This window comes from Actinomycetota bacterium (assembly GCA_030650795.1).
GTDB lineage: Bacteria > Actinomycetota > Actinomycetes > S36-B12 > S36-B12 > UBA11398.
In genome coordinates this window covers 148,751-175,274 of the sequence record JAUSDJ010000026.1, presented here as the reverse complement: position 1 = coordinate 175,274, position 26,524 = coordinate 148,751, and the positions used below count along the sequence as shown (strand labels likewise).

Here is a 26,524-nt window from a genome sequence, read left to right as displayed (position 1 = left end):
GGTCCCGTTCTTCGGGCCGCCCCTACCTGTTGAAGGTGACGTGTGTGACGCCGCTCGCTGCGACAACCGAACTGACGCGAGCGCCAGTCTCAAGCCCGCGGAGGTCGTCCCAGAGTCGGATGCCGCGGCCGAGCAGAATTGGAACTACGGCGACGTGCAGATCGTCGACCAGCCCTGCCCGGAGGAAATCTCGGACGGTCGATGCACCGCCCCCTATGCGGACGTCCTTCCCGCCAGCGACAGCGGAGGCCTGCGCAAGTACCTCGGCGGGTGAGGCAGACAGAAAGTGGAACACGGTTCCGCCCTTCATCGGGGTTGACTCCCGCTTTGCGTGGGTGAGAACGAATACCGGCACCCTGAACGGCGGCTCATCGCCCCACCATCCCGTCCAGTTGGGGTCATCGGGAAAGGTATGAAAGCCAAACATCCCGGCGCCCATGATCTCCGCGCCGATTCCTTGGAAGTACCTGGCTGCGAACTCTTCATCGACGTCGGTGGTCCCTTCGCCGGAAGTGTCACCGAGAACCCGTGCCCTCATTGTGCGAGTGGCGACATATGCCTCGGTAAGTCGCGACCAGTCCTCACCGAACGGATTCTCGGGTGTTTGGTCAGTGGTGGTGGCGAAACCGTCCAGGGAGATGTTGAGGTCAACGCGTACTCGGGTCATGGCTGCTCCTACTTCTCGTGGTGGCGGCCAAGGCAGATGTCGGGTCGATCAGCTTGACTTTGGGCTAGGTTACGTCGCTCGCCCAGCAAGAGGCTGCGGATGTCCGCGCCTACCTCGAGAAGATGACCGACTGGGCTCGCCAGCCAAGCTCCCGCATCTTGAAACTCTGCTACCGATGCGATGTGCGAGTCCGCCAAGTTCGGCATCACGCAGTGGACGGGCGACGAGCCGTACGACCTGGCGTGGGCACGTGCGGATCGACAGATGTACGTGCACAAGGCCCTGCGAGCCACCGAGGCGTGAATCGGGTCGCTGCCCCAACCCTTCCTTAATAACGAATCTGATGTGACCGGCTGTTGGCCGCCCAACGAATCAACGGTGTCAGGCATTGCGTACTGCGCGCACAAATCCGTCATGTCAGGACAAAGGATTCTTGATTGATAACGGAATGGTAACTATTTCGATTCCGGTCTCGCGTGGCTCGAAATCGGCTCCTATGTTCGCGGCACTTCCGTGTGCGCCACATCACACGAAGCGAATACCAACCGACTGCGCATGGTGCGCGGCCGCTCACCACAAGGGGAGTCGAATGTCGGAACCAAGAAGTAATTCACGTCGATCAGCCATCGTGATCGGTGGTCTGAGCGCCGCCATGGTCATATCTGTCGCCGCTACGGGAGCGTCGGCTTCACCTACGCCGTCGTTGGCCAAGGCGGCCAATAATGCAGCGTGTCCCGCCACTGCGGGAGTAACGCCCACGACGATCAACTACGGCTACATCTCGTCGCGCACCGGCCCGGCGGCGAACACCTTCTCGGGTGCTGAGGAGGCTGCTCGCCTGCGCATCGCTCAGGAGAACGCCAAGGGCGGCGTCTTCGGTCGCAAGATCATCTTCAAGGGATACGACGATCAGACCAATCCGTCCACGCAGGTGTCGGTGGTGCAGCAAGCGATAGGGAACAACAGTTTCGGCGTCTCAACGGCCACGAGCACTGTCTCCGGCTATCCGACTCTGAAGGACCAGAACATTCCCACAACCGGATTCAACGCCCAGGCGTTCGGCCAGGATCGCAATGCCTTCGGGATCACTGGTCCGACGCTGCCACCGGGCATCGGCAGCATCGGTCTGATCCAGAAATTGCAGAAGCTGGGTGTCACCAAGATCGCCAACATCAACCACACCTCGGCCGGTGCGACCGCCTCGGGCAACAACACCTCGGCTGCCATCAAGTTGGTGCCGGGTGTCTCTGAGTCGCTGCGCATTGCTGACTCCCCGCAGAGTACGCATGACGCGACATCCGAGGCCTTGCGCATCAAGAACTCCGGTTCCGATGGCCTCATCTACGTGGGGTTCGTCGAGGGAGGCGTCTCTGTTGCGCAAGCTATGGCCCAGCAGGGCGTCAAGCTCAAGGGGATGAGCATCAGTGGTCTCTCGGATCCGGCTCAACTCAAGACCACGGGCACCTCACTTGACGGAGCCATCGGCACAGGTGCCGGTACCGTTCCAGTTGGTGTCAATAACCCCGCAGTGCGCACGTATGCCAATGGCATGAAGGCCGCTGGCCTGAATCCATACAGCACCTATGCGCCAATCGGCTATGTCGGTGCGGACCTGTTCATCCGTGGCCTCAAGGAGGCCGGGCCCTGCCCGACCCGTCAGAAGTTCATCGACAACCTGCGCAAGGTCAAGGGCTACAGCGCAAACGGTCTGGTTCCAGACAAGATCAGCTTCACCCCAGGTCTCACGCCCAACGGTGATCCGATCTCGTGTGGCTGGTACCTCACGGCTCAAGGCTCCCAGTTGATCGCGGACAAGGCTGCTACGTGTGGTGCGACCTATGTCGACACGGCAACAGGCAAGGTGGTGTTCCAAGGTCATAACTGACCAATGACGAAGGTGTTGTGGCCGGTGCCTTTTGGCACCGGCCACAGTGCTTTTCGGTGGAGTCCTCGGTTGACGGCACAGGTGTGTAGTGCGTTTCTCAGTCCGAACGCAACGCGTTGATGCGAGTTCGGCCTGCGTCGCCTTGGGGTATCTCGAGGGCTTTCCCCAAGATAATCTGCGATCGCACGCGTTGACCGTCGCTGGAAGTCTCAAGCCGAATTGAGGGGTGTCGAGGTGAACACAATTGTCGCGTTGGCAATTGTCGTGCTTGCAGGGGTTAGCGCTGCGGCGCTCATGCTCGTGATACGACCCCAGGCGCCCGACGGCGGTTTCTTCAACGATTCCGACAGGGCAACAGGCGTCTTTGGCTCTCGGAACCGGCTTTGCGATCGTCCTTGGCTTGGTCATCCTGATGAGCTTCGAGGTCTACAGCACCGTCAACGAAGCCGCGCGAACTGAGGCGGTCTCGACGAACGCGATGTTCAACGATGAGCACGTGTTCGCGGCGGACGACCAGCGGGTTCTCCAAGGCGATCTGGTGTGTTGTGCCCGCGCGGTGATCTACCAGGAATGGCCGAGCATGGAGGAGAGCGACACCGCGAGTGCGACGGTCGATATCTGGGCGGCGAGACTCGATTCGGCGGTCAGGAACATCACTATTGACGGGCCCAAGCAGCAGGTGAACTACGCCGCGATGCTGGGCACAGCAGGTGCTCGTGAGGATGCGCGTCAAACTCGCTTACTCGAGGCTGAGAGTGTGCTGCCGAATCTGTTCTGGCTAGTTCTGCTGACCGGGGCGTTTGCGGTCATCGGCTTCATGTTCTTCTGGGCTGACAGCGGCGAGCGCAAACGAGTGCAGGTGCTCATGATTGGTTCGGTCACTGGGTTGATTACGGCCAGCCTGCTGCTGGTATCTCTACTCGACTCACCAATCGGATCACAAGTGGGCAAGATTCACCCCACCGAAATGATGCACACTCAAACGCTCATGCAGGCTCAGATTCCGGCCGATTTCAAGTATGCGTGTGATGCCCAAGGCGAGCCAACCGCCTAGCCGAGTAGTGCCAGTCGGGCGACCCGCATGTGTCACGCTCTATAGCCGTATGCGCCCCGTAGTTCAGCCATCGCTTCGGCATCGGCGAGAAACTGGCTGTCCAGGGCTTCGCCACCATCGCATTCGTATCTCTCGGCGCGTTTCTCATTTCACGAGACTTTCGGGTTCAGTCCTGGGCGACGAAAACTCGAACAGCGAGTTGACAACTTCGAGATGCTATTGACGTGGGCCGCAAGCCATTGTATTTTCCTATCAGGTTAATTACCTACTTTGGCAAGTGAGGTCAGTGAGTGACCACGATCATCTCTGAAGAGCGACTCGACGAAACCTTCGCAGCCCTGGCAAATTCGACTCGGCGGGCGATCCTGAGCCGTCTTGCCTTGGGGGCGGCGAACGTGAACGAGCTCGCCGAACCATTCGACTTGTCGCTTCCGGCGATTTCGAAGCACATCAAGGTCCTTGAGCGAGCCGGGCTTGTTTCAAAAGGGCATCAAGCTCAGTACCGGCCCTGTTCGCTGGAAGCGGCACCTTTGGAACAAGTGGCGGTCTGGGCTGAGCAATACCGGCCGGTATGGGAAGCGCGCTTGGACCGCATGAACGACTACATCCAGAAGCTCCAACCGGAACAAACGAGAGACAAGTGACATGACCGATCAGAACTCACCCGCGCAAGCTGTGCGCATTGAACTTCTGCTGAACGTGCCAGTCGAAATCGTCTGGCAAATGTGGACGCAGCCGGAGCATTTCCAAGCCTGGTACGGACCATCGGGAGCAACTGTGGTCGTTGCGAAAATGGAGTTAGTCGTCGGCGGAGCACGGCTGGTGAGCATGGAGGTCATGACTCCCAATGGCCCGATGAAGATGTGGTTCACAGGCGAACATCTTGAGATCGTTGAGAATCAACGTCTCGTATATACCGAGGCGATGTGTGATGAGAGTGGCAATGTCATTTCCCCAGCCGACATGGGCATGCCCGCTGATCATCCGAGCGTCACCACGATCACCGTGGAGTTGGAGGGTCTTGAGTCAGGCACGAAAATGGTGCTGGTGCACGCTGGAATACCAGAAGGCTCACCAGGCGAAGCGGGTTGGATCATGGCGTTCGACAAGCTTGTTGCCTATGTCGAAGAGCGAACCCAGATGTAGCTGTCACCCCCTGTGCACGGCGGCAATATCCAAGTCGAACCCGTGCGCCGATCGACCTTTGTCAAAGGCATCAGTGCGTTGAGCACACTTCGCGTGGCGACTCTTGCCTCTCGCATGATCAGCAGCTGTTGCCCGCAGGGAAGCTGGGAAGGGATTGGCGTACCTTGTGGGTCATGGAAAGGCTCAGACTTCGAGTCGCGGGTACGATTATTGGAACCCTTGTGCTGCTCATCGCGACAGTGTCATCGTCAAGTGGCGCAACGTCGTCACAGACCCAGGGCCGGACTGATCCCAGGGTCTTTGCAATAGGCGACTCGGTCATGCTCGGAGCTCAGGGGTGCATGGAGAAGCACGGCTACGACGTTGACGCGCTGGGCTCCCGGCGTGTGGCGGCGGTCGCACAGGAGTTGCGCGCCAAGTCAGACTTGCCGCCCCAAGTCATTGTGCATACAGGGACGAACGGCGGAGCCCACCTCGTTGACTTGCGCGCAGTTATGCGCGTTCTCGGTCCAAGTCACCAAGTCATCTGGGTCACCGTGCAACTGCCCGACAACACTGGCCGCTACACGTTTGAGGCGTCCACGAACGAGGCCATTCGCTCACTTCCGCGTCTTTACGCGAACGCGTATGTCGCCGACTGGAACGCAATGGCGAACACGCACCCAAGGTGGACTGGGGGAGACGGCATCCACCTCACCCGCGATGGTTGCCGCGGCTATGCGCAGGTGGTTGCCAGCGAGGTCAACCAAGTCTTGCTACTGACGGAACACTATGTGCCGATGCGCCCACTCTTAACGACCGCGACATCGCCCAGCAAGCTTGAGGGTGTTCCAAACTCTGCGGGATCAGCTCACCGCAAGGCAAGGTGATCGCCGAGCACTACAACATTCTCACAATTGCATCGTCAGCGAGCAGCTGACTCTTTTCCAATGGATGTGCTGGAACTGCTGGGATATCTGTCCAATGACAGCGTGATCGAAGGGGTCAATACGACCCTGGGACGCGGCACCAAGATCCCGCTCTATATCTTGGGGTCCTCGCTGTTCGGTGCCCAGTTGGCCGCCCAACTGGGCCTGCCCTTCGCCTTCGCATCGCAGGCACTGCATCAGGCGATCGCGATCTACCGGCAGCGCTTCAGGCCCTCGCTGCAACTTGCTCAGCCATATGTGATCGCTGCCCTCAGCGTGATGGCCGCAGACCCCCCCCCGAACAGGCGCCTGAGCAGTTCGAGCTGCGCCGTCGCTCTTGGGTTCGCGCGATGTTCGGTCGCGGCCGGTCACCGCTCACTGAGCAGGAGGTTGACGGGTGCTTGCCTCGCCACAGTCCGCGATGCTCGATCAAATGTTCACGTACACCGCGCTGGGCACGACCGATCAGGTTCGCGCGTATGTCGAGGGATTCCAGCAGCACACCGGTGCCGACGAGATCATGACCGTGCGCCAGGCAGTGTCGGCTGAATTTCGTTCGCGATCACTGGAGCTGCTCGCGCAGGCTCTGGAACTCCAAGAAGCGAAATTCCGGGAGGATATGGCGGACAGCTGAAGGAGCGTGCGTCAGTCCCTGATGTCGAAATGAGTAGATAAGTAATGGTTTAGTAACGCTTGGGTGCATTTCCTTTACAAGCGGGGAAAGCCCGCCGGATACTGGAGATCTACGCCCTTGTTTTCTGCAAGGGCGTCATCAGGAGGATTCATGCTTCAGTACTCACGAAATGCGCGCTGATCGACGGCCATTGCCGTCGGAGCCAGCGCATCGTTGCTCGTTGCGCTCACTGCCAACAGCGCGACGGCCGCTCCAACACCTGTCCCAAAGCCCGTAGCCTCAACTAATGCTGCGTGCCCGGCCACACCGGGAGTCAGCCCAACGGGGATCACGATCGGTTGGATCGGCTCTAAGTCCGGCCCAGCTGCCACCACCTTCCTCCAGGCATCCGAAGGTGCGCAGCTGCGCATCGATCAGGAGAACGCCAAGGGCGGCGTGAATGGTCGCAAGCTCAAGTTGAACATCTACGACGATCAGACCAACCCCAGCACTCAGGTCTCCCAGGTGCAGAAGGCGATCGGCGACAACGTGTTCGGCCTGGCCGCCACCACCAGCACGGTGTCCATGTACCCGACATTGAAGTCGGCCGGCATTTCGATCACTGGGTTCTCCAACCCGGCCTTCGGCACTGACAACAACGCCTTCGGTATCGCTGGCGCTACCGTGGGATCGAACCCGGCAATCGCTCCAACCCAGATCCTGGAAAAGATGAAGCAGATGGGCGCAACCAAGATTGCGATCATCAACCACGCCAGTGCCAGCGCAACCGCGAGCCAGAATGCTCTGGCCAACCTCGTGCCGTTCGTTCCGGGCATGAGCATGGTGCTGCGCATTGCTGACTCACCCTCGGGTGCGCACGATGCAACCTCAGAGGCACTGCGCATAAAGAACTCCGGCGCGGACGCAGTGAACTACTCCGGCTTCATCGATGGCGGCATCTCGCTGGCTCAGGCTCTCAAGCAGCAGGGTGTAAGCCTGAAGTCCTTTGCCGTGGCCGGTCTGTCCGACCCTGCCGTGCTCAAGACCGCCAATGGTGCCTTGGACGGCGCGCTTGGTCAGACCTACGGCACCGTGCCAATCGGCGTCAACGTTCGTGCGGCCAAGACTTTCGCTTCGGCGATGAAGTCTGCTGGACTGAACCCCTACGCACCGGCTGGTCAAATCGGCTACGTCACGGCTGATCTGTTCGTCAAGGGCCTGAAGGTTGCTGGCAAGTGCCCGACTCGTGAGTCGTTCATCGCAAACCTGCGCAAGGTCACTAGCTACAACGGCGCCGGGCTGCTGCCAGGCAAGGTCTCCTTCGTCCCCAACGGCATCATGCCCAATGGCAACCCGATCCTGTGCTCCTGGTACAGCCTCGCCAAGGGCACGGACCTCGTTCCGGACGCCAAGGCAACCTGCGGTGGCAAGTACATCGACACCAGCACCGGCAAGGTCGTGGCTAGAGCTTCACAAGAATCACAGCGGCGGGTGTCTTCGGGCACCCGCCGCTCTTCTGTTGCACGGCAAGACTGATATGTCGGATTTCATGCGAAATTAAGTAACGAAATAGCAACAATGCGGTACTTTGTCTTCGTTCTATCGAAAGCCATTCCATACTGCACGTCTTCGTCGCCGCACAGTGCGGTGATGCCACTACTGGAGGATTCAGTGCTTTCAAATCGAAATGCGCGCCGATCGACAGTCTTCGCTGTCGGTGCAAGCGCGTCGTTGCTGTTGGGCCTCACGGCCAATAGCGCAACAGCTGCCCCAACGCCGGCCCCCACAAAGGCCGCCGTCTCGACGAATGCCTCGTGCCCGGTAACGCCAGGTGTGACGCCAACCAGCATCTCCGTTGGTTGGATCGGCTCCAAGACCGGACCTGCTGCCACCACCTTCATCGGCGCATCCGAAGGCGCTCAGTTGCGCTTTGACCAGGAGAATGCCAAGGGCGGCGTCAATGGCCGCAAGCTCTCGCTGAAGGTGTACGACGACGCCACCAACCCCAGCACCCAGGTCTCCGTTGCCCAGAAGGCCATCGGCGAAGAGGTCTTCGGCCTCACCAGCGCCACCAGCACCGTGTCGATGTACCCCACGCTGAAGAGCGCGAACATCCCGATCGTCGGATTCACCAACGCGGCATTTGGAACTGACCTCAACGCCTTCGGCATCACCGGCGTCACCACATCAGCAACACCGTCGCTTGCCTCAACTGGCGTGCTTGAGAAGATGAAGCAGATGGGCGCGACCAAGATCGCGATCATCAACCATGCAAGTGCTGGCGCAACTGCGTCACAGAATGCGCTAGCCGCAGTGGTTCCCTTCGTACCGGGCATCACCACAGTGCTGCGCATCGCAGACTCCCCCTTCGGTGCTCACGATGCAACGTCTGAGGCACTGCGCATCAAGTCCTCCGGCGCTGATGGCGTCAACTACTCCGGCTTCATCGACGGCGGAATCTCACTGGCCCAGGCTCTCAAGCAGCAGGGCGTAACCCTGAAGTCCTTCGCTGTCGCCGGGTTGACTGACCCAGCCGTGCTCAAGACATCCAATGGTGCCCTTGAAGGCGCTCTGGGTCAGACCTACGGCCCAGTGCCGATCGGCGTGAACGTTCGCGCGGTCAAGACTTTCGCTGGCGCAATGAAGGCTGCTGGCTTGAACCCCTACGCACCAGCTGGTCCGGTCGGCTACCTCAGTGCTGACCTGTTCATCAAGGGCCTGAAGGTCGCTGGCAAGTGCCCGACGCGTGCGTCGTTCATCAGCAACCTGCGCAAGGTCAACAACTACGACGGAGCCGGCCTCATCCCGGCCAAGGTCTCCTTCGTGCCCAATGGCCTGATGCCTAACGGCAACCCGATCACCTGCGGTTGGTACACCATCGCCAAGGGCACCGATCTGATCCCTGATGCCAAGGCAACCTGTGGTGGCAAGTACATCGACACCACCACCGGCAAGGTCGTATTCGGCAGCTAGTCGCAACTCCACATGACAGTGGCGGGTGCCTTCGGGTGCCCGCCACTGCTCTGTCTCACCGTCGAATTCACAGGGTTGTGCTGGTGGCGGTGCATCGACAACCAAAATCTCACTGATTGCGCGCGAGCGCTTTGTGAACGCTCAGCGTGACGGCAACGATGGCTGACGCCAGAAAGATTGAACCAAGAACGTCAGTCATCCAGTGGGCTCCGACTATCAGCCGATCCAGGGCCATGACCAGAGTCACCAACAATGCGGTAGCGGTACCAATTGCCCGCTTGACTGCGTCCAAGTAGTACCAAGCAAGTCCAAGGGCGACGAAGGCGATCGTCGCTACAACCAGCACGTGTCCTGAAGGGAAGGATCCCTCTGATTCGGAAGCCAGGTTGATCGGAGCGACGGGCCGCGCGCGCGCCTCAAGGTGCTTGGCGGCGTAGCCAACTGCGTAGGCGATGAAGACCGAAGCGCCAAGCAGCGCCGCCTCGAGTCTGCGCCCGAAACGCCACAACACAAGTGCTGCGACAATCACCACTCCAATGAGCACGGCTGGCGTCGTCGCCTTGGACAAGAGCAGTCCGCTCTGACCTTCACTGAGCGTTCGGTGTGCGGCGAACCACGAAGAAATGGGTGCGTCCATGTAGGTCGCGCCATTGTGATCACCTACACCGTCGCACATCCAGGTGAAGCCGGCCACTCCAGCCAACGCAATCAGGGCGAAAGGCAGGAATTTCCGTGCTCTGCCAAATGACGGGATGGCCCAGTTCATGACGAGCAGCACGACGACTCCGGACTTCGGGGCTATCAGGATAAGCGCGGCCTTGGGGCCGGGCAGCAGGCTCGCAGCTTGGCCCCAGGGAGGCTTCGTGTGAGACGGCTTACTGCGTTGCCAGAAGGTGGCGCATCGACGAGACCTGCGCCGTTTGCCCAGTCATGATCGAGAGGGCCAGCTTGCGGACTGCCGGATCCTTGGTGGTTGCGAGCACCTGTTTGGCGTCGGTGATCGCACCTTGATAGTGGCTGATCATCATGCGCAGCCACATCTTGTCGAATGCTGCGCCGCGCGCTGCCGACAGTTTGGCCATATCGGCGTCGGTCATCATTCCTGGTTCGGCAGTGCCACCCATGTCCATTCCAGCCATCGGGTCGCTGCTGGATGGCTTCGCGGTTGAAGTTGAGGTGCCGGAGGATTCAGAGACGCCCCACTTGGCCAGCCAATTGCCCATCATCGTGATCTCAGGGTTCTGAGCTGCCTTGATCTGCTTGGCAAGTGTCATGACGGCGTTGGACTTGGCATGTGCAAGCGCCAAATCCGCCATGTCGATTGCCTGTCGATGGTGAGGGATCATCATCTGGGCAAAGGCGATATCCCCTTTGGCTCCTTTGGTCAGGGTTATGGATGTTGAAGACTTGGGCGCGGGACTGGTCGCGGCGTTGGCGAATTCTGCGACACCGAAACTGGTCAGCAGGGCAGCGATGGCAAGTCCGGTGCCCGCGATGGCGTGTGGGCGTTTGTACATTTGGTGGTGACTCCTTGGTTGTGGTGATGCTGAGTTGAGTTGTCGCCGAAAGTGAGCCGGGTAGCCGTAGTCGCGGTCTAGATCGCGTAATCCAGCCGCGTCATCATTCCGGCTTCAGCGTGATAGGCGTTGTGGCAGTGGACCATCCATTTGCCGGGGTTATCAGCTATGAGGTCAACATTGACGGCCCCCATCGCAGGCACCAGAACGGTGTCCTTGCGGGGTCCGCTGCCACCGGCATCGCCGATCTGAAAACTGTGCCCGTGCAAGTGGATGGGGTGCGACATCATCGACTGATTGACGATGCGCAAGCGACCCATTTGACCGGTGCGAATCGTCAATGGATTGGTATTTTCATAGGTGCTGCCATTCATGGTCCACTCGTAGGGAGCCATCGCTCCAGCAAGAACGAGGTCCTGAACTGTGTCGGGCGCGCTGGACGGCAATGCGGTGCCGGGGGTGCCTTGGAGTGATCCGACGGTCAGGGGTTGAGCGTTCAAATTGCCTGGCCGGTAGCTCGCCTCGGGCACGGCACCGCCGCCGGTTCGTACGAGCGCGCGGGCCATGCCTTGCTTGCCGTAGGGCTGGGCTGCGAAGGTGAACACTCCGTCGCCGAGTGTGACGACAGCGTCATATCGCTCCCCCATGCCAAGTCTCAGCGCCTGCGTAGTGATGGGCTGTACGGCGTACCCGTCGGTGTGGGTGATGCCCAGGTCGTGGCCGTCCAGCGCAACGGTGAAGATCGTGTCAGCTGATGCGTTGATGATGCGCATGCGCACCCGCTGGCCAGGTTTGGCGGTCAAGGTGTCGGGGTCTGACGCCATGCGTCCGTTGATCAGGTAGGCCGGGTAGGTGACATCGCCGCCATCCATTCCTGACATGCCCCCGCTCATCCCGCCGCCCATATCCATCCCGCCCATCCCGCCAGATTCGCTACCGCCGGCTGATTGCAATCCCGCCATGATTTGCTCTGGACTCTGGCCCAGATCATCGGTCCAGTCATCCAGCATCAAGATCCATTCCGCGTCATAGGCGCCAGGCTCACTGGCCTCATCGACTATGAACGGCGCATAGAGCCCGCGGTCCATTTGCAGTCCGTGGTGGGGATGGAACCAGTGCGTCCCTGCGTTGGGGACCACGAAATCAAAATCGAACGTGCCGCCAGTTGGAGTTTCAGGTGTTGTCACACCCGGAACGCCGTCCATGGCATTCACGATTTGCAGGCCGTGCCAATGCACGCTGGTCGCCATCGGCAGACTGTTCTTGAAAGCGACCTGTACACGATCTCCTGCAGTTGCGCGTAATGGGATACCCGGGATGGTGTTGCCGAACGCCCAGGTGTTCACGACCCGACCTCCGAGGTCAACGCGAGTCGGCTTGGCTTCGAGGGTGTATTTGAGCAGTCGGCCCGAGGTGGCGCGGGCGGTCGGCAGCACCGCGGAGTTGCCGCTAGCCAAGGCACCAGGGTTGCCGCCGCAGGCAGCGACGCCTAAGGCCAGACCAGCCCCAAGGAAGCCCAGACCGAATTTTCGGCGAGTCATCTCCATGGCGATCCTCCTGCGCTGCGTGTGGGTGCGTATCTCGTAGTGGATCAATCATCGAGCCGGGTCAGTAGAGGAATCCGCAAGAAAGAATGAAGATTCGATAAAGGACACAGACACGGCTCCTTCATCAAATCTTGATCAACATGGTCGCCGATCGATATCCAACGGGACGACAATGGATAAATAGAGCACTGCGAGGTGCCATGGAAGCAAGGAGGCCCGCAGATGATGTACTGGTTTGGAGACGGCAACGGATGGAGCGGCGGGAACTGGTGGGGGATGGGCTTCATGATGATCTTCTGGATCGCCCTCATCGGCTTGGGGATCTGGGCAGTTATTCGGTACACCCAAGGCGGTGGGAAGCGGACGAGCGTGACCTTTGAATCCCCGCGCGCAATTCTTGATCGGCGCTTCGCTGCGGGTGAGATCGACGCGGAGGCCTATGCCCATGCACGTCGCTTGTTGGAGCACCCGGGGTCGCCTGCAGATGGCTGATGCCCTGCGCGTGCTCGTGGTTGACGACGAAGTTCCCTTGACCGCTGTGATCAGCAGTTACCTTGTTCGAGAAGGTTTCGACGTGGCTCTGGCTCACACGGGTCCCGACGCGGTTGAACTCGCGCAGTCCCATCGCCCGGACTTGATTGTGCTGGATGTCATGCTTCCTGGATTCGATGGAGTCGAGGCGTGCCGACTCATCCGCCAGTTCAGCGATGCTTACATCATCATGCTGACCGCTCGCGATGAGGAAGTCGACAAAGTTCTAGGTCTCACCATGGGAACCGATGACTACCTAGTGAAGCCCTTCTCCCCACGCGAACTCATTGCACGAGTGCGGGCAATGCTGCGCCGCCCACGCTCCTCGAACATGGTGTCAATTCCGCAGGCGCCGATGTCGATCGGGGGTTTAGAGGTCGATGGGCAGGGGCGCTTGACCGTGGTCGATGGGCAGCCTGTGGAATTGACTCGCACAGAATTCGATCTGTTGGCCGCTTTGATGGCGCGCCCGCATGCAGTGCTGTCCCGCCGCCAACTGATCGAAGCCGTGTGGGGACCTGGCTGGGTGGGTGACGAACACATTGTCGACGTGCACATCGGCCACCTGCGCACAAAACTCCACGACGAGGCATCTGATCCACGGTTCATACGAACCGTGCGCGCGGTCGGCTATGGCCTGGTAATCCAAACATGAAACGCAAACCGAGATTCGCCACTCGAATGATGCTCGTGCAGACCGCCGTCGTAGGGGTAGGTGCGCTGACGCTCATCGCGACCGCCTGGATCGCGGCGCCCATACTGTTTCATCAACACTTGAGTCATCTGGGCATGGTGTCTGCGGACGTGCAACTCCATGCCGAAGAGGCGTTCGCCTACTCCTTGGTCATTTCCGTCACTGTGGCGACGGTGGTATCGATGGCCGCCGCAGCTGTCGCATCGTGGTTCCTAGTCCGGCGCGTGTCGCGACCGATTGAGGAGCTGGCGAAAACTGCCGAGTCAGTGGCGGCAGGCAACTTCGAAGTGATCGTCCCGGACGCCGGATTCAGCAGCGAGCTTGAGCAGTTGTCGAACTCATTCACGCTCATGGCGGCGAGGCTCGGTGACTCCGAAGCGGCACGTTCGCGACTCCTCGCCGACCTCGCTCACGAACTGCGCACGCCCCTGGCAACACTTGAGGCTTACATCGACGGCCTCGAAGATGACGTCATCGTGCGAGACAGTGACGCTTGGGCAACGATGCGTCACCAAGTCCACCGGCTCGAGCGCCTAGCAGGAGATTTGCGCGAAACCGCCGCCGCCGAAGAGCACGCCCTGGGCCTGAAGCTCGCACTTGTCGATATTCGTGACACGTGCGCGGCAGCGGTCGCAGACGCGACCGTGCAGTACCAAAATCTGGGAGTCTCGTTGACTCTTGTGCAATCAACGGCGGTCTTGCCTGTGATGGGTGATGAACTGCGCTTGCAGCAAGTGTTGGCCAATTTGCTCGAGAATGCACTCCGGCACTCTCCCGCAGGTCTTGAAGTGAAGGTGCTTGCGCGGCTTGATGTTGCTGACGTATGTGTTGAAGTCATCGATGAAGGGGCCGGAATTCCACCAGCCGAAATCGGAAGAATCTTCGATCGATTCCATCGCGTTGATCCGGCCCGAGTATCAACGGGCATTGGCGGCAGCGGTTTAGGTCTGACCATTGCCAGAGCAATAGTGAACGATCACGGGGGATCACTCGAAGCTTCCAGCGACGGGCTTGGGCAAGGTGCGACATTCACCATGAGCCTGCCCAAGTACGTCGAAGGAATCTGAGTTCGCACTGATGAAGGCAGCCTCGCAAGTTCGGTGCCTTTCGCGTTTCGTACCGATCGCCCGGAGCTTGGAAATGGAGTACTGGGACGTGATTGCTGAGGAGCGGACGGACTTCGGCAAAGCGCCTACCTGTGTTCTGCGTCCGAAGGCCGCCCGGCCGGCCTTGAGTTGTGTTGCCTGCATTGCGCGTCAGATAACGCGTTGGCGGTCACAGGCAATTCACCCATTCCTGAGTACTGGCCGGCGATCTTGTTGGTGAGTTCCAAGAGGGTATGACTCGCGTGGGGGTGGGCTTCGTACTTCAGCGAGGTGACCGGCCGATCGTGGTCATGGTCGCGCACGCGTCCAATGAATTGCACCACAGCCCCTGCGGTGGGTGTCTGGACGAAGACTTCCAGCGCATCGATGTCGACTGGCGTTGCTACTACTCCGGCGTGGGTGAGTGCCGAAGTCAGGGTGGTATCTCTGATCTTGAGCGGTCCCTCTGACATCCTGACAAACAGCATCGTGGAGTCCGGCATCTGAGTTGTTCGTCCGGTGTCATTCTCGCCGGCAGGGAACTGCGCATGGGTGGGAGTCAACGAACGCTTTCCCAACCCCGACGGGGTGGGCGATTGCCGGATTCTTGCGGATCACGACCGCGATAGACCACATAGGGCCGAAATAGATAGCCGAACGGGGCGCTGAAGGCGTGCACTAAGCGAGTGAATGGCCAGATGATGAACAAGAGCATGCCCGCGATTGCATGCACGTGGAACGACAGCGGTGCCGCGGCCATCAATTCCGGTTGTGGATTGAGCAGGAAGATCGACCGAAACCATGGCGAAACTGTTTCACGATAATCATAGGAATCCCCAAGGATGCCCGATGCGACAATCGTTGTGACTAGGCCCAAGCAGATCGCAGCGACAAGGAATAGGTACATGGTTTTGTCGTTCTTGGTGGTAGCTGCAAGTACTGGGCCGTTAGTACGGCGGCGGTAGATGAGCATGGACATACCGAAAAGGGTGCAGCCTCCAGCGACAGCACCGAGTCCCACTGCCATCAGGTGGTAGGCGTCCTCGCTCAGACCAGCGGCTTGCGTCCAATTCTCAGGGATGAGCAAACCGGAAATGTGCCCCATGAGTACCGCGAGGATGCCAATGTGGAAGATGGGGCTGGCGATGCGGATCAACTTGCGTTCGTAAAGTTGGCTTGAGCGAGTGGTCCAGCCGAACTTGTCGTAGCGGTAGCGCCAGAGTGTCCCGGTCAGAAATACAGCGATAGTCACGTATGGCAGCGCGACCCACAGCAGAATATCGACGGTGCTCACCGACGTGACCCGATTGGCTCAATAGTGATACTGACTCCGAATGGTTCTAGCCCGACCTGCTCGACGGGCGGTCCGGAGGCAGCAAGGTGAGCCATCCGTTCGCGAATTTCAGGGGTCAGGCTTGGGAGAGTGGCGATCACCGAATCGAGCACATGCACATATGCCGAATCCATGCTGGCCAGTGCATCGCGCAGGAGATGGATGGCACCGCGGTGTTCAGCAAGTAACGCATTTCCGGTGAGTGGGTCTCCGACCGCAGCGAATTCGAGGACGACGCAGAGATGATCTGCGAGTTCCTCGCTACCCAGGTCGAATCCTGCTTCGAGGTAGGCCTGCTTGAAGCGCAGGATGGCCCGTCCGCGGTTGCGGGTATCTCCGTCGGTCCAATAACTCAGGTATGGGCTCGCTTTGCGCTTCATGTCAAAGGTCATGACGTAGTGCTGTTGGATCTCAATCAATGGTGTGCCATGAACATGGTCCAAGAACGATTGCAGCGGGGCTCCTGTGCTGGATGGGAATTCAGCGACTGCAGTTGCGATCTGATCCAGCCGCGAGAGCAGCAGGTCGTCGGGGTACGACAGTAGCCAGGAGGCGGCCAGCCGCGCACCCGCAATGTAGTTGGGTTCCAGCGAGTCAGTGTTCATCGGAGTCTCCAGAACCGATCCAATTTCGAAGGTTGAGGCTTAGTGACTCCAAAGGAATGAGAACTTCGGATGTTTGACGTTTCTTCAGCGAGTGAAACGTCTCGACAGCTACCGGCACCGGGCGACCAGAAGATTGCCCAAACGGGCCCGAAGCACCCTCGGAGTCGGACTCGTAATTGACTGCGCAAGCCAGTTCCTCGAGATCACGTGCAGATTCAGCGTGTGCCTTGGGAACGACATACCGGTCTTCGTATTTCGCGATCGCGAGGAGTCGGTACATCTCGTACATGGTTTCCTCGTCCATCCCGACGGACTCTGGTATTTCTGGTCTTGGGTCGCGACCGAGATTGACGTCACGCATATAGGAACGCATTGCAGCTAACTTACGAAGCGAGGCCTCGACAGGTGCAACGTCACCTGCCGTAAAGAGCTCTGCCAGGTACTCAATGGGGATGCGAAGGGAATCGAGGGCACCAAACAAGTTGTCAGCGTCCTCGGCATCGTGGCCCGTATCGCGCAACGCGTCAACAACAGGTGATAGAGGCGGGACGTACCAGACCATCGGCATCGTGCGGTATTCGGGGTGCAAGGGGAGCGCAATCTTGTAGACCTTGGCAAGTTTGTAGACAGGGGACCTCCGTGCAGCGTCAATCCAGTCTTCGGCGATTCCGTCACGTCGCGCGGCCGCCTGCACAGCTGGATCGTTTGGGTCCAGCAGGAGATCAATTTGAGCCTGCAGCAGTTGATGCTCGTCTTCAGTCGCCGCTGCGGCGGTGACCTTGTCTGCATCGTAAAGAAAGAGTCCGATATAGCGAAGTCGGCCAACGCAGGTTTCCGCGCACACAGTTGGGAGACCCACCTCAATGCGTGGGTAACAAAGAGTGCACTTCTCGGCCTTACCCGTTTGATGATTGAAGTACACCTTCTTATACGGGCAGCCACTGACGCACATGCGCCAGCCTCGACATTGATCCTGATCTACAAGGACGATGCCGTCCTCAGAGCGCTTATACATGGCACCTGAGGGGCAAGAGGCTACGCAAGCCGGGTTGAGACAATGTTCGCAAATCCGTGGCAGGTAGAACATGAAGGCTTGCTCGAATTCCATTTTCACGCGATCGGATACCTGGTCGCGAATTTTGACCAGAACAGGATCCAGGGGCGCCAATTCAGGTCCACCTGCGAGGTCGTCGTCCCAGTTCGCTGACCAAGCGATCTTCATGGGTTTGCCTGAGATCAAGGATCGGGGACGGGCAACAGGGGTGTGCTCGCCTAATGGTGCGGAGATGAGGGTGTCGTAGTCGTACGTCCAAGGCTCGTAGTAGTCGCTCAGGACCGGCAGATTGGGGTTGCTGAAGATTTGGAGCAGGCGTTTCATGCGCCCACCTGATCGCAGGCGCAACTTTCCGCGCTTCAGACTCCACCCTCCCTTCCACTTTTCCTGGTCCTGGTACGTGCGCGGGTAACCCTGACCTGGGCGAGTTTCGACGTTGTTAAACCACGCGTATTCGACGCCAGTTCGATTGGTCCAGGCTTGCTTGCATGTCACCGAGCAGGTGTGGCAACCGATGCACTTGTCGAGGTTCATCACCATCGCCATCTGGGCCATGACGCGCATTAGTAATCGACTTCCTGTGAACGACGCCGAATCACGGTGATCTCGTCTCGTTGGTTGCCGGTTGGGCCGAGGTAGTTGAAGGCGAAGGACAACTGGGCGTAGCCGCCAACGATGTGAGTCGGTTTGATCATGAGGCGAGTAAGCGAATTGTGAATTCCTCCGCGAAGCCCCGATGTTTCGGCCTTGGGCACGTCGATTGTTCTGTCTTTGGCGTGATACATGTAGACCGTTCCTTCGGGCATGCGGTGGGAGACGATTGCTCGCGCTACCACTACGCCGTTGCGGTTGTAGGCCTCAATCCATTCGTTGTCCTTGACTCCGATGGCACCGGCGTCCTGAGGGCTCATCCAGATCTCAGGTCCACCGCGCGAAAGCGACAACATGAACAGGTTGTCTTGGTATTCGGAGTGGATTGACCATTTTGAATGCGGGGTGAGGTAGCGCACGGTCACTTCCTTTCCGGCGCCGGTGTGTTGGTTGCCGTCGAGTCGGTGGAGATTAAGCGGCGGACGAAAGGTTGGCATGTTCTCACCAATTTCGCTCATCCAGTCGTGGTCGAGAAAGAAGTGCTGACGTCCGGTGAGCGTGTGCCACGGCTTGAGCCGCTCGACGTTGATGCAAAATGCCGTGTACCTGCGCCCACCGTGTTCGCTGCCTGACCATTCAGGGCTGGTGATGACTGGGACGGGGCGGGACTGGGTATCAGGGAAGGTGATTCGTTTACCCTCTTCTTCCAGGGCCAGATCGGCAAGAGGCTGCCCTGTGCGCTCTTCCAGGGCGCGGAAACCTTGCACTGCGAGCCGACCGTTGGTGGTACCCGATAAAGCGAGGATCGTTTCGCATGCATGGATATCGCTTACCAAGGAGGGTCGTCCCGCAGCTGGTCCGTCGGGGATCACCCCGTTCTTTGAAGCAAGTACGCCGATCTCCTCGACGGGAGAATATGGCACGCCTTTGGTCGTCATCCCTAACTGCTCCGTGAGTGGTCCAAGCGCCGACATCTTCGCGCCAATTGCCGAATAGTCGCGTTCAACCACGACAAATTTTGGCGCGGTTTTTCCGGGAATCAAGTCCACTTCACCGGTCTTCCAATCGCGCACGACCCCGCCCGGTACTGCCATTTCATCAGGGGTGTCATGTTGCAGTGGGACCGCGACGAGGTCTCGTTTCACACCGAGATGCCCGGGCGATAGATCTGAGACTGCACGTCCAAGAGACTGGAAAATGTCATAGTCACTTCGCGTTTCCCATGGCGGGTCGATGGCAGGTGTGAATGCGTGAACGAAGGGGTGCATGTCGGTCGACGCCAGGTCATGCTTCTCATACCAAGTTGCAGCGGGCAGCAAGATATCGCCGAACAGTCCCGTGCTTGTCATTCGAAAATCGATGCTGACGAGAAGGTCCAGTTTGCCCTCAGGCGCCTCGTCTCGCCACTTGATGTCGCGCGGTCGCTCGCCTTCGGGCGCTTCGTCGGCCCGCACGGCATTGCTCGTGCCCAGAAGGTGCTTCAAGAAGAATTCGTTGCCCTTGCTGGACGATCCCAGCAAGTTGGCCCGCCATACGGTCAGAATGCGGGGCCAATTCTCCTCAGCGTCGGGGTCTTCAATCGCGAACTTCAACTCGCCACTCTTGAGTTGGTCGGTGACGTACGCGGCTGGATCCTGTCCTAGAGTTTCCGCTTGGTCGACAATGTCTAGCGGGTTTCGATCGAACTGAGGGTAGGAAGGCATCCAGCCAGACCTCGCCGACTGAGCCATTGTGTCGATCATTGACCGACCGGTGAAATGGCCTTCCGCTAACGGGGATGCCAACAAGTCAGCACCCAGCCGGTCATAACGCCACTGGTCGGTCTGTACGTACCAGAACCCCGTCCCGATCATCTGGCGCGGAGGACGCGACCAATCCAAGCCGAAAGCAAGTTGCGCCCATCCTGTTACGGGTCGGCATTTTTCCTGGCCGACGTAGTGTGCCCACCCGCCGCCATTGACCCCTTGTGTTCCGCACAAGGTCGTGAGCGCTAGAAAAGTTCGATAAATGGTGTCGGAATGGAACCAGTGATTCGTGCCAGCACCCATGATGATCATTGAACGACCGCCCGAATCCTCTGCATTTTGTGCAAATTCGCGGCCAATACGTTCAGCCATTTCCGCGGGGACCCCAGTGATCTCTTCCTGCCACGCCGGCGTGTATGGCTCAGGATCGTCGTAGCCGGTCGGCCATTGTCCGGGTAGGTCTGGGCGGCCCACTCCGTACTGGGCTAATAGCAAGTCGAAGACTGTTGTGACGCGTCGTTCTCCGCCAACTGTGTCCAGCAGAGCCGAGGGAACTCCGCGGCTGTGCACTCCGCCACCCTCGTTTTCGGTCTGACCAACGTCGAAGCGGGGGAGGAGGACCTCAACTGCGTGAGTATCCGAGGCACCGTAAAGCGACAGTGCTGGATCGATACCTTCTAAGTCGAGGTTCCATTTGCCTTTTCCGTTGTCGTTGAATCTGAAACCTAGTGAGCCATTCGGTACGTGTGGTCTTCCAGTCGCTGCATCCACAATGACCGTTTTGAAGACCGCTTCTTCGCTCTTGTCGCCAAGGTCGGCGGCAGTAATGAATTTGTCCGGTACCCAGGCGCCGTCCTTTTCCTTCAAACTCACGATGAATGGCAAGTCGCTGTACGTCTTCACGTATTCAATGAACCGTGGCACTTGGCGTTCGATGAAGAATTCTTTCAAGACAACGTGCCCCATGGCCATCGCTAAAGCACCGTCAGTGCCTGGATGCGGGGCCAGCCACTCGTCGGCGAATTTCGTGTTGTCGGCGTAGTCGGGGGAGACCGTGACGACTTTTTGGCCGCGGTAGCGAGCCTCAGCCATGAAATGCGCGTCCGGCGTGCGTGTGACAGGAACATTCGAGCCCCACATGATCAAATATGAGGCGTTCCACCAATCTGCGGATTCGGGAACGTCGGTCTGATCTCCGAAGACTTGAGGCGAGGCCACAGGAAGGTCCGCATACCAGTCGTAGAAGGAGAGCATCGAGCCACCCAGAAGACTGATAAACCTTGCCCCAGCAGCGTGCGAAGCCATGGACATTGCAGGAATCGGGGAGAAACCGAAGACCCGATCAGGCCCGTGTGCCTTGATGGTGTGCACATGCGCGGCGCCGATGATCTCCAGCACCTCAGGCCACGTCGCACGAATCAGACCGCCCTTACCTCGCGCTTGCTGGTATCGCTTTCGCGTCTCGGAATCGCCGACAACGGCAGCCCAAGCATCCACGGGATCAGGATTGGAGAGCTTTGCCTCGCGATAGGCCTGCAACAACACCCCACGCACGTATGGGTAGCGGACACGTGTGGGTGAGTAGGTATACCAAGAGAATGCAGCACCACGAGGACAACCACGCGGCTCGTATTCTGGACTATCGGGGCCAACTGAGGGGTAGTCCGTTTGCTGTGTTTCCCAGGTGATGATGCCGTCCTTCACGTACACCTTCCACGAGCACGATCCCGTGCAGTTCACGCCGTGAGTGCTGCGCACAACTTTGTCGTGACTCCAACGATCGCGGTAGAAGACATCGCCATCACGCCCACCGATTCTTGTCACTGTTCGTAAGTCATTCGAGACCGTTCCAGGAGTGAAAAAACGTCCAGCCCGCACGAGAAACTCCGATGTCGCGCTGCTCGAATCCTCGGTGACGGTCACAATGCGTTCCCTTCGGACCTCGTGTCGACTTCTTTATGGGTGATGACGCGCACAGGCACGAGATCTAAGCGATTCAAGTGGACTACGCACACGCCCGGTCGAACTGAGACATCCAACGACTGGGCCGTTACCGGTTGTCCGGTTTGTTGCAGGAGACGCTCCACGAGTGCAAAGTGGATCTCGCAGATCACCGGATTCGCGTCTGCCAGCTTCAAGTATTGACATGAGGTGATGGAGATTGAGTCACCCAGTTCACTTTCGGTGGCGTCGAACCCGAGACGATTGAGTGCATCGCTGACCTCCTCGACAGCTTGATCGGGGGAGTCTGAGGGGCTCAAGGCAGGAAGCGAATGAGTCCAGTATTCCGCTGCGCGGGCAGCCATTGATGGGTCCCCGCCGCGTGAGAGTTCAGCGCTTAACGCTTCGGCCAGCGCCTGGAAAAGTGATGCGGGGCGCTCAGCAAGCCGGTAGAGCCAACTCGGTCGGCCTCGACGATGCGTTTCCGCTGATTCTCGGGACACTGATTCGCCAGCGATGAGTACTTCAAGATCGCGCCGTACCGAGTTCGCGCTTAGTCCAGTCAACTCACAGATTGCATCGACCGTCATTGGCCCTGTTGAATCGCCAAGCGCAGACTTAATGGCTTCTCGCCTGGCCTGGCTGATCAGGCTTTGCTTCACAAGCAATATTAACCACAGAAGTACAGATTTATTGAATTAAAACTCGAATAATGAATTGATTCGCGTTAATGTTCATTTCGTGAACAAGTCCAGGTTGGAGACCGATAGGACCCAAGTTCTCGTTCTTTCCACATTGGGTTTCACCTTGATGTTCGCGGTGTGGCTCATGTTCGGGGTTCTTGGCATCCCAATCCGCAAGGAATTCGGGCTCACTGATGTCCAACTCTCGTGGATCGTTGCTCTGGCCGTTCTCAATGGCGCAATATGGCGCCTGCCCGCCGGTATTGCGGCCGACCGATGGGGCGGCAGGCGCATCTTCGTGCTCATGCTGCTGATTACGGCGATCCCGGCCTACTTGGTTTCACAAGTGGCCTCTTACACCGCGCTCCTGTTCTACGCATTCCTCGTGGGATTCGCTGGCAACTCGTTCAGCGTAGGCATTGCCTGGGTAAGTGCCTGGTGGCCGCAGGGCCGTCAAGGCTTTGCCTTGGGTGTGTTCGGTGCCGGAAATGTCGGCGCATCGGTGACCAAATTCATCGGCCCGGTGCTCATTGTTTCAGTCCCTATCGCAGGTTTCGCAAACGGGATGATTCCAGGAGGCTGGCGGTTTATTCCGTTTCTCTACATGATTCTGCTGATCTTGATGGGCGCAGCTACTTGGAAGTTCACCCCGCATCGCGAGATCAAACCAGCAGATGGACGTTCGCTGACTTCCATGTTGTCCCCCTTGAAACAGACACGTGTGTGGAGATTCAGTCTCTATTACGTTGTCGTTTTTGGTAGCTACGTGGCTCTCGCGGCTTGGTTGCCGAAGTATTACTACGACGTCTACGGGCTCTCCCTGAGCACCGCTGCTCTGTTGACCGCGCTCTTCATCTTTCCGGCGTCGCTCTTGAGACCATTCGGTGGCTACCTTTCTGACCGCTTCGGCGCCCGTAAAGTCATGTACTACACATTTGCAGTAATGCTTATTGCCTCCGGCATTCTGATGATGCCTTACGGCCATATCGTGCTGAGCCGTACCGATGGGTCTTCCAGTGAAATCCTGCCCTGGTCGGTTGGCCCCTATCTCTTCACGGGACTCGTATTCATCATGGGTTGCGCAATGGGCTGCGGAAAGGCCGCAGTTTTCAAGCACATTCCAGAGTACTTTCCCAATGATGTTGGCTCGGTTGGCGGATTAGTTGGTTCGCTGGGAGCGCTCGGCGGATTCTTCCTCCCATTGCTATTTGCATACACCAATGCTTGGTCGGCACTCCCACAGTCCACGTTCTTCGTGATCTTCATCGTCACGCTAATCGCCGCTGTGTGGATGCACCTCACTGTCATGTCAATTCTCCATAAGGCAAGTCCCAGCCTGGCTAACAAATTCGAACACGACCAACCCAGGTCGCCTCGCCTTGATGAGTCCAACCACCAAGTCCCAGACCACAACTCCAGTACCCAAGCCCAGAAGTCAGGAGTCCACTCATGAGCATGACCAAGGAAAAGCAAGGGGCAGATTGGCTCAACGCCTGGGATCCGGAGGACTTGGCGACTTGGGATTCCAAGCGAGCATGGAAGACATTGTGGGTCACCACCTTCAGCCTGACCCTTGCCTTCATCACCTGGTTTCTGGCCTCGGCTATCGCGCCGAAACTGAACAGCATCGGCTTTGACCTCAGTCAGGGTCAGTTGTATTGGCTGATTGCAATGCCAGGGCTTGCAGGTGGAACGTTGAGACTGGTCTGGACCTTTCTTCCTCCCATCATGGGTACACGCAAGTTGGTAACGCTGACAAGCATGCTCTTCATCATTCCACTCATAGGCTGGGCCCTGGCAGTACAGAATCCGTCGACACCTTTCACCGTGCTCCTTCTACTAGGCGGTCTCGCCGGTATTGGCGGTGGCGCCTTCTCAGGATTCATGCCGAGCACTTCTTACTTCTTTCCGCGCTCCAAGCAGGGCACTGCACTTGGATTGCAAGCAGGAATCGGCAATTTCGGCGTGAGCCTCGTCCAGTTCGTGACACCGTGGATCATCGGCTTCGCATTGCTCGGTGGCACTGCACAGATAATGACCAACAAGGAAACCAACGCCACTAAAGATGTGTGGTTGCAAAATGCCGGGTACGTGTGGGTGCCGTTCGTCCTGATTGCCGTTGCGCTGGCCTGGATTCTGCTGCGCAGCGTTCCGATTCAGGTACGCGGTCTTAGGGAACAGTTGGATATATTCCAAAATAAGCACACTTGGCTGATGACATACCTGTACGTCATCACCTTTGGAACCTTCTCAGGTCTAGCTGCGGGCTTCGGCCTGCTAATCGCCAACCTCTACGGCAGTAAATCCTTCGGCGATTCCGGTATCGACCCGTTGAAGTTCGCATTCCTGGGCGCGTTAGTTGGATCTGTGGCCCGCATCATCGCCGGGCCTGTCGCCGACCGCGTCGGCGGCGGTCGATTGACAGTCCTTGCATCAGTGGGCATTGCCCTGGGTTCGTTGTATACGGCCTTTCAATTGTCTCCAACGTCAGTCAACGATTTCCCCAAGTTTCTCGGCGGAATGCTCGCTATTTTCTTCTTTGCTGGCGTGGGAAACGCCAGTACGTTCAAACAGATGCCGATGATCTTCGAACGAAGGCAGGCCGGTGGAGTAATCGGCTGGACTTCGGCTATCGCGGCGTATGGCCCGTTCATTTTCGGCATGATGCTCTCTTTCATGGCGCCCATGCTCTTCTTCTCTCTCGGTGTCGCGTTCGCCCTCGTAGCAACTGCCATCGCCTGGTGGTTCTACGCCCGCCCAGGTGCTGAAAAACCCTGCTGACAATCTTCGTCAGTCTGCGCGGCAGACTTCTCGAATCGCATCAATCGTTTTGGGGGTCTGCCCAATATGGATGGACTTGAAAAGTTATTGCGACGTCATATCGACAATGAGGAGAACGAAATCTTCGCTTCAGCGGCTATTGCCTTGGGTGGCCCGGCTTGGCAGCGAACAGTGGATCTGGCCTCGTGAGTAGTTACTTACCGCCGCAGCATGGTGCATGGGCGTTCTTGGGGCTTCCCCTGGCCTTAGGGCTCGTTGTGGCGCCATGGACTCCGGTGCTGTTAGTACTGGCTGTGGCTTGGATAGCCGTGTATCCGATGTCGTACGCAGCCTTAGGGATGGTCCGCTCCAAACGGCCCGAGAGATTTCGTCGACCGTTTGCCGTCTGGCTGGCTGTGGTGATCCCATCATGTTTGATTCTTCTTTGGCAGAGACCTTGGCTGGTGTGGGCGGGTGGCTTCTATTTCCTGCTGTTCCTGGTCAATGTTTGGTATGCACGAAAGAACGATGAACGTGCAATACAAAATGACCTGGTATTCATCACTGAATGTTCCGCCATGGTCTGGATCATGTGGGCCGTAGGAGCAGGTGACCGTTCATGGGCGCCCGCAATCCTGGGTTCAGCGCCGGCACATGTGTGGATCCTCGTCATGCTCTGTGGATTGACTCTGCTGGGCTCGACGCTGCATGTGAAGTCGTTGATTCGAGAGAAACGCGATCCCAGGTTTTCCAAGACATCCAGGGTCGTCGCTGATGGATCAATCGCAATTGCCTTATGCCTTGCGGCATGGTGGGGGCTGCCCAACGGCTTTTGGCTCATCGTGCCGTTCGTTGCAATGGCCGCTCGCGCACGGATAGTTGGACGAAGGCCCATGCGACCCGGTGCGATTGGGATAGTCGAACTCTGGATGTTCATCCTCGTGTGGATATGCGCCTTGCTCGCATCAATCTAGGAAAGAAGTGAGCACAACTGCCCGCCTTTGTTGGTGCGGTGAAGGTGGCGCTGCCATTGGCCGGCACGTTCACGTCCAGACCAGAGTTTGCAATCGTGAGGGTGTGGTCCACGCCATCGGAGTTCGTCACGGTGACCTTCTGGCCGGACTTCACCGTTGCTGAACTGAACGCGAAATCGGCGATCGTGATTGCATCGGAACTGGCAGGCTCCGAAGTA

At 58.5% G+C, this 26,524-nt stretch carries 26 protein-coding genes and 1 pseudogene; 17 read left to right on the top strand and 10 right to left on the bottom strand.

What is annotated here, in order from left to right; all coding sequences use genetic code 11:
- Positions 1–22: 22 nt before the first annotated feature.
- On the bottom strand, positions 23–667 hold the full coding sequence (locus tag Q7L55_08610; protein ID MDO8732615.1) for a dihydrofolate reductase family protein: 645 nt from the start codon (positions 665–667) through the stop codon (positions 23–25).
- 180 nt (positions 668–847) lie between these two features.
- Between Q7L55_08610 and Q7L55_08605 the strand changes: the two genes are divergently transcribed.
- The 10 genes and pseudogenes from Q7L55_08605 (at position 848) to Q7L55_08560 (ending at position 9,246) form a co-directional block, all read left to right on the top strand.
- Positions 848–970 (top strand): hypothetical protein, encoded by a 123-nt coding sequence (locus tag Q7L55_08605; protein ID MDO8732614.1) that lies wholly within the window; start codon positions 848–850, stop codon positions 968–970.
- A gap of 286 nt (positions 971–1,256) precedes the next feature.
- A complete protein-coding gene (locus Q7L55_08600; GenBank protein ID MDO8732613.1) occupies positions 1,257–2,552 on the top strand; it encodes an ABC transporter substrate-binding protein in 1,296 nt (431 codons plus the stop codon).
- 364 nt (positions 2,553–2,916) lie between these two features.
- Positions 2,917–3,606, top strand: coding sequence for a DUF4239 domain-containing protein (locus tag Q7L55_08595; GenBank protein MDO8732612.1), 690 nt, complete (start codon positions 2,917–2,919; stop codon positions 3,604–3,606).
- 299 nt (positions 3,607–3,905) lie between these two features.
- A complete protein-coding gene (locus Q7L55_08590; protein ID MDO8732611.1) occupies positions 3,906–4,250 on the top strand; it encodes a metalloregulator ArsR/SmtB family transcription factor in 345 nt (114 codons plus the stop codon).
- 1 nt (position 4,251) lies between these two features.
- Complete coding sequence (locus Q7L55_08585; protein ID MDO8732610.1) at positions 4,252–4,752, top strand: SRPBCC domain-containing protein; 501 nt, start codon at positions 4,252–4,254, stop codon at positions 4,750–4,752.
- Positions 4,753–4,925: 173 nt separating this feature from the next.
- Entirely contained in the window at positions 4,926–5,621 is a 696-nt protein-coding gene (locus Q7L55_08580; protein ID MDO8732609.1) for a hypothetical protein, read from the top strand.
- Positions 5,622–5,663: 42 nt separating this feature from the next.
- Positions 5,664–5,951, top strand: a pseudogene (locus tag Q7L55_08575) (alkane 1-monooxygenase).
- A 106-nt stretch (positions 5,952–6,057) separates the two neighbouring features.
- On the top strand, positions 6,058–6,294 hold the full coding sequence (locus tag Q7L55_08570; protein ID MDO8732608.1) for a hypothetical protein: 237 nt from the start codon (positions 6,058–6,060) through the stop codon (positions 6,292–6,294).
- A gap of 213 nt (positions 6,295–6,507) precedes the next feature.
- Positions 6,508–7,809, top strand: a complete 1,302-nt coding sequence (locus Q7L55_08565) for an ABC transporter substrate-binding protein (protein ID MDO8732607.1) — start codon at positions 6,508–6,510, stop codon at positions 7,807–7,809.
- A gap of 114 nt (positions 7,810–7,923) precedes the next feature.
- Entirely contained in the window at positions 7,924–9,246 is a 1,323-nt protein-coding gene (locus Q7L55_08560; GenBank protein MDO8732606.1) for an ABC transporter substrate-binding protein, read from the top strand.
- 109 nt (positions 9,247–9,355) lie between these two features.
- Here Q7L55_08560 and Q7L55_08555 read toward each other — a convergent pair whose 3' ends face one another.
- The 3 genes from Q7L55_08555 to Q7L55_08545 all read right to left on the bottom strand — a co-directional run bounded on the left by Q7L55_08555 (position 9,356) and on the right by Q7L55_08545 (position 12,310).
- Positions 9,356–10,024, bottom strand: a complete 669-nt coding sequence (locus Q7L55_08555) for a phosphatase PAP2 family protein (GenBank protein MDO8732605.1) — start codon at positions 10,022–10,024, stop codon at positions 9,356–9,358.
- A 97-nt stretch (positions 10,025–10,121) separates the two neighbouring features.
- Positions 10,122–10,763, bottom strand: a complete 642-nt coding sequence (locus Q7L55_08550) for a DUF305 domain-containing protein (GenBank protein MDO8732604.1) — start codon at positions 10,761–10,763, stop codon at positions 10,122–10,124.
- A gap of 77 nt (positions 10,764–10,840) precedes the next feature.
- A complete protein-coding gene (locus Q7L55_08545) occupies positions 10,841–12,310 on the bottom strand; it encodes a multicopper oxidase family protein (GenBank protein MDO8732603.1) in 1,470 nt (489 codons plus the stop codon).
- A gap of 222 nt (positions 12,311–12,532) precedes the next feature.
- Here Q7L55_08545 and Q7L55_08540 point away from each other — a divergent pair, with 222 nt between their 5' ends.
- Genes Q7L55_08540 through Q7L55_08530 form a run of 3 tightly spaced genes read left to right on the top strand, consistent with a single transcriptional unit; the run spans position 12,533 to position 14,602 of the window.
- Positions 12,533–12,802 carry a hypothetical protein gene (locus Q7L55_08540; GenBank protein ID MDO8732602.1) on the top strand — a complete coding sequence of 90 codons (270 nt, stop codon included), beginning with the start codon at positions 12,533–12,535 and terminating at the stop codon, positions 12,800–12,802.
- The gene (locus Q7L55_08535) at positions 12,795–13,496 is read left to right on the top strand and encodes a response regulator transcription factor (GenBank protein MDO8732601.1); all 702 of its coding nucleotides are present in this window, start codon (positions 12,795–12,797) and stop codon (positions 13,494–13,496) included. The genes Q7L55_08540 and Q7L55_08535 overlap by 8 nt, the downstream gene beginning before the upstream one ends.
- The gene (locus Q7L55_08530; GenBank protein MDO8732600.1) at positions 13,493–14,602 is read left to right on the top strand and encodes a HAMP domain-containing sensor histidine kinase; all 1,110 of its coding nucleotides are present in this window, start codon (positions 13,493–13,495) and stop codon (positions 14,600–14,602) included. The genes Q7L55_08535 and Q7L55_08530 overlap by 4 nt, the downstream gene beginning before the upstream one ends.
- 125 nt (positions 14,603–14,727) lie before the next feature.
- On the opposite strand, the gene Q7L55_08525 is transcribed toward Q7L55_08530, so the two are convergent.
- The 6 genes from Q7L55_08525 to Q7L55_08500 are packed head-to-tail and all read right to left on the bottom strand — an operon-like array spanning position 14,728 to position 22,479.
- A complete protein-coding gene (locus Q7L55_08525) occupies positions 14,728–15,183 on the bottom strand; it encodes a molybdenum cofactor biosynthesis protein MoaE (protein MDO8732599.1) in 456 nt (151 codons plus the stop codon).
- Entirely contained in the window at positions 15,180–15,914 is a 735-nt protein-coding gene (narI, locus tag Q7L55_08520; protein ID MDO8732598.1) for a respiratory nitrate reductase subunit gamma, read from the bottom strand. The genes Q7L55_08525 and narI overlap by 4 nt, the downstream gene beginning before the upstream one ends.
- Entirely contained in the window at positions 15,911–16,558 is a 648-nt protein-coding gene (gene narJ / locus Q7L55_08515; GenBank protein ID MDO8732597.1) for a nitrate reductase molybdenum cofactor assembly chaperone, read from the bottom strand. Before narJ ends, narI begins: the two co-directional genes overlap by 4 nt.
- The gene (narH, locus tag Q7L55_08510) at positions 16,548–18,176 is read right to left on the bottom strand and encodes a nitrate reductase subunit beta (protein MDO8732596.1); all 1,629 of its coding nucleotides are present in this window, start codon (positions 18,174–18,176) and stop codon (positions 16,548–16,550) included. The genes narJ and narH overlap by 11 nt, the downstream gene beginning before the upstream one ends.
- Positions 18,176–21,871: a nitrate reductase subunit alpha gene (locus tag Q7L55_08505; GenBank protein MDO8732595.1), complete on the bottom strand. Its 3,696-nt coding sequence runs from the start codon at positions 21,869–21,871 to the stop codon at positions 18,176–18,178. Before Q7L55_08505 ends, narH begins: the two co-directional genes overlap by 1 nt.
- Positions 21,868–22,479: a hypothetical protein gene (locus Q7L55_08500; GenBank protein MDO8732594.1), complete on the bottom strand. Its 612-nt coding sequence runs from the start codon at positions 22,477–22,479 to the stop codon at positions 21,868–21,870. Before Q7L55_08500 ends, Q7L55_08505 begins: the two co-directional genes overlap by 4 nt.
- A gap of 151 nt (positions 22,480–22,630) precedes the next feature.
- Here Q7L55_08500 and Q7L55_08495 point away from each other — a divergent pair, with 151 nt between their 5' ends.
- From Q7L55_08495 to Q7L55_08480, 4 genes are all read left to right on the top strand, one after another.
- A complete protein-coding gene (locus Q7L55_08495; protein ID MDO8732593.1) occupies positions 22,631–24,025 on the top strand; it encodes a nitrate/nitrite transporter in 1,395 nt (464 codons plus the stop codon).
- A gap of 2 nt (positions 24,026–24,027) precedes the next feature.
- Entirely contained in the window at positions 24,028–25,353 is a 1,326-nt protein-coding gene (locus Q7L55_08490; GenBank protein ID MDO8732592.1) for an MFS transporter, read from the top strand.
- A 66-nt stretch (positions 25,354–25,419) separates the two neighbouring features.
- Positions 25,420–25,542: a hypothetical protein gene (locus tag Q7L55_08485; protein MDO8732591.1), complete on the top strand. Its 123-nt coding sequence runs from the start codon at positions 25,420–25,422 to the stop codon at positions 25,540–25,542.
- Entirely contained in the window at positions 25,539–26,306 is a 768-nt protein-coding gene (locus Q7L55_08480) for a YwiC-like family protein (protein ID MDO8732590.1), read from the top strand. The genes Q7L55_08485 and Q7L55_08480 overlap by 4 nt, the downstream gene beginning before the upstream one ends.
- Positions 26,307–26,524 lie beyond the last annotated feature (218 nt).

Coding starts and splice junctions, on each gene's coding strand:
- Q7L55_08610 (MDO8732615.1), bottom strand. CDS start 667: ATGACCCGAGTACGCGTTGACCTCAACATCTCCCTGGACGGTTTCGCC.
- Q7L55_08605 (MDO8732614.1), top strand. CDS start 848: ATGTGCGAGTCCGCCAAGTTCGGCATCACGCAGTGGACGGGCGACGAG.
- Q7L55_08600 (MDO8732613.1), top strand. CDS start 1,257: ATGTCGGAACCAAGAAGTAATTCACGTCGATCAGCCATCGTGATCGGT.
- Q7L55_08585 (MDO8732610.1), top strand. CDS start 4,252: ATGACCGATCAGAACTCACCCGCGCAAGCTGTGCGCATTGAACTTCTG.
- Q7L55_08580 (MDO8732609.1), top strand. CDS start 4,926: ATGGAAAGGCTCAGACTTCGAGTCGCGGGTACGATTATTGGAACCCTT.
- Q7L55_08560 (MDO8732606.1), top strand. CDS start 7,924: ATGCCACTACTGGAGGATTCAGTGCTTTCAAATCGAAATGCGCGCCGA.
- Q7L55_08550 (MDO8732604.1), bottom strand. CDS start 10,763: ATGTACAAACGCCCACACGCCATCGCGGGCACCGGACTTGCCATCGCT.
- Q7L55_08545 (MDO8732603.1), bottom strand. CDS start 12,310: ATGGAGATGACTCGCCGAAAATTCGGTCTGGGCTTCCTTGGGGCTGGT.
- Q7L55_08540 (MDO8732602.1), top strand. CDS start 12,533: ATGATGTACTGGTTTGGAGACGGCAACGGATGGAGCGGCGGGAACTGG.
- Q7L55_08535 (MDO8732601.1), top strand. CDS start 12,795: ATGGCTGATGCCCTGCGCGTGCTCGTGGTTGACGACGAAGTTCCCTTG.
- Q7L55_08530 (MDO8732600.1), top strand. CDS start 13,493: ATGAAACGCAAACCGAGATTCGCCACTCGAATGATGCTCGTGCAGACC.
- narJ (MDO8732597.1), bottom strand. CDS start 16,558: ATGAACACTGACTCGCTGGAACCCAACTACATTGCGGGTGCGCGGCTG.
- narH (MDO8732596.1), bottom strand. CDS start 18,176: ATGCGCGTCATGGCCCAGATGGCGATGGTGATGAACCTCGACAAGTGC.
- Q7L55_08500 (MDO8732594.1), bottom strand. CDS start 22,479: ATGACGGTCGATGCAATCTGTGAGTTGACTGGACTAAGCGCGAACTCG.
- Q7L55_08490 (MDO8732592.1), top strand. CDS start 24,028: ATGACCAAGGAAAAGCAAGGGGCAGATTGGCTCAACGCCTGGGATCCG.
- Q7L55_08485 (MDO8732591.1), top strand. CDS start 25,420: ATGGATGGACTTGAAAAGTTATTGCGACGTCATATCGACAATGAGGAG.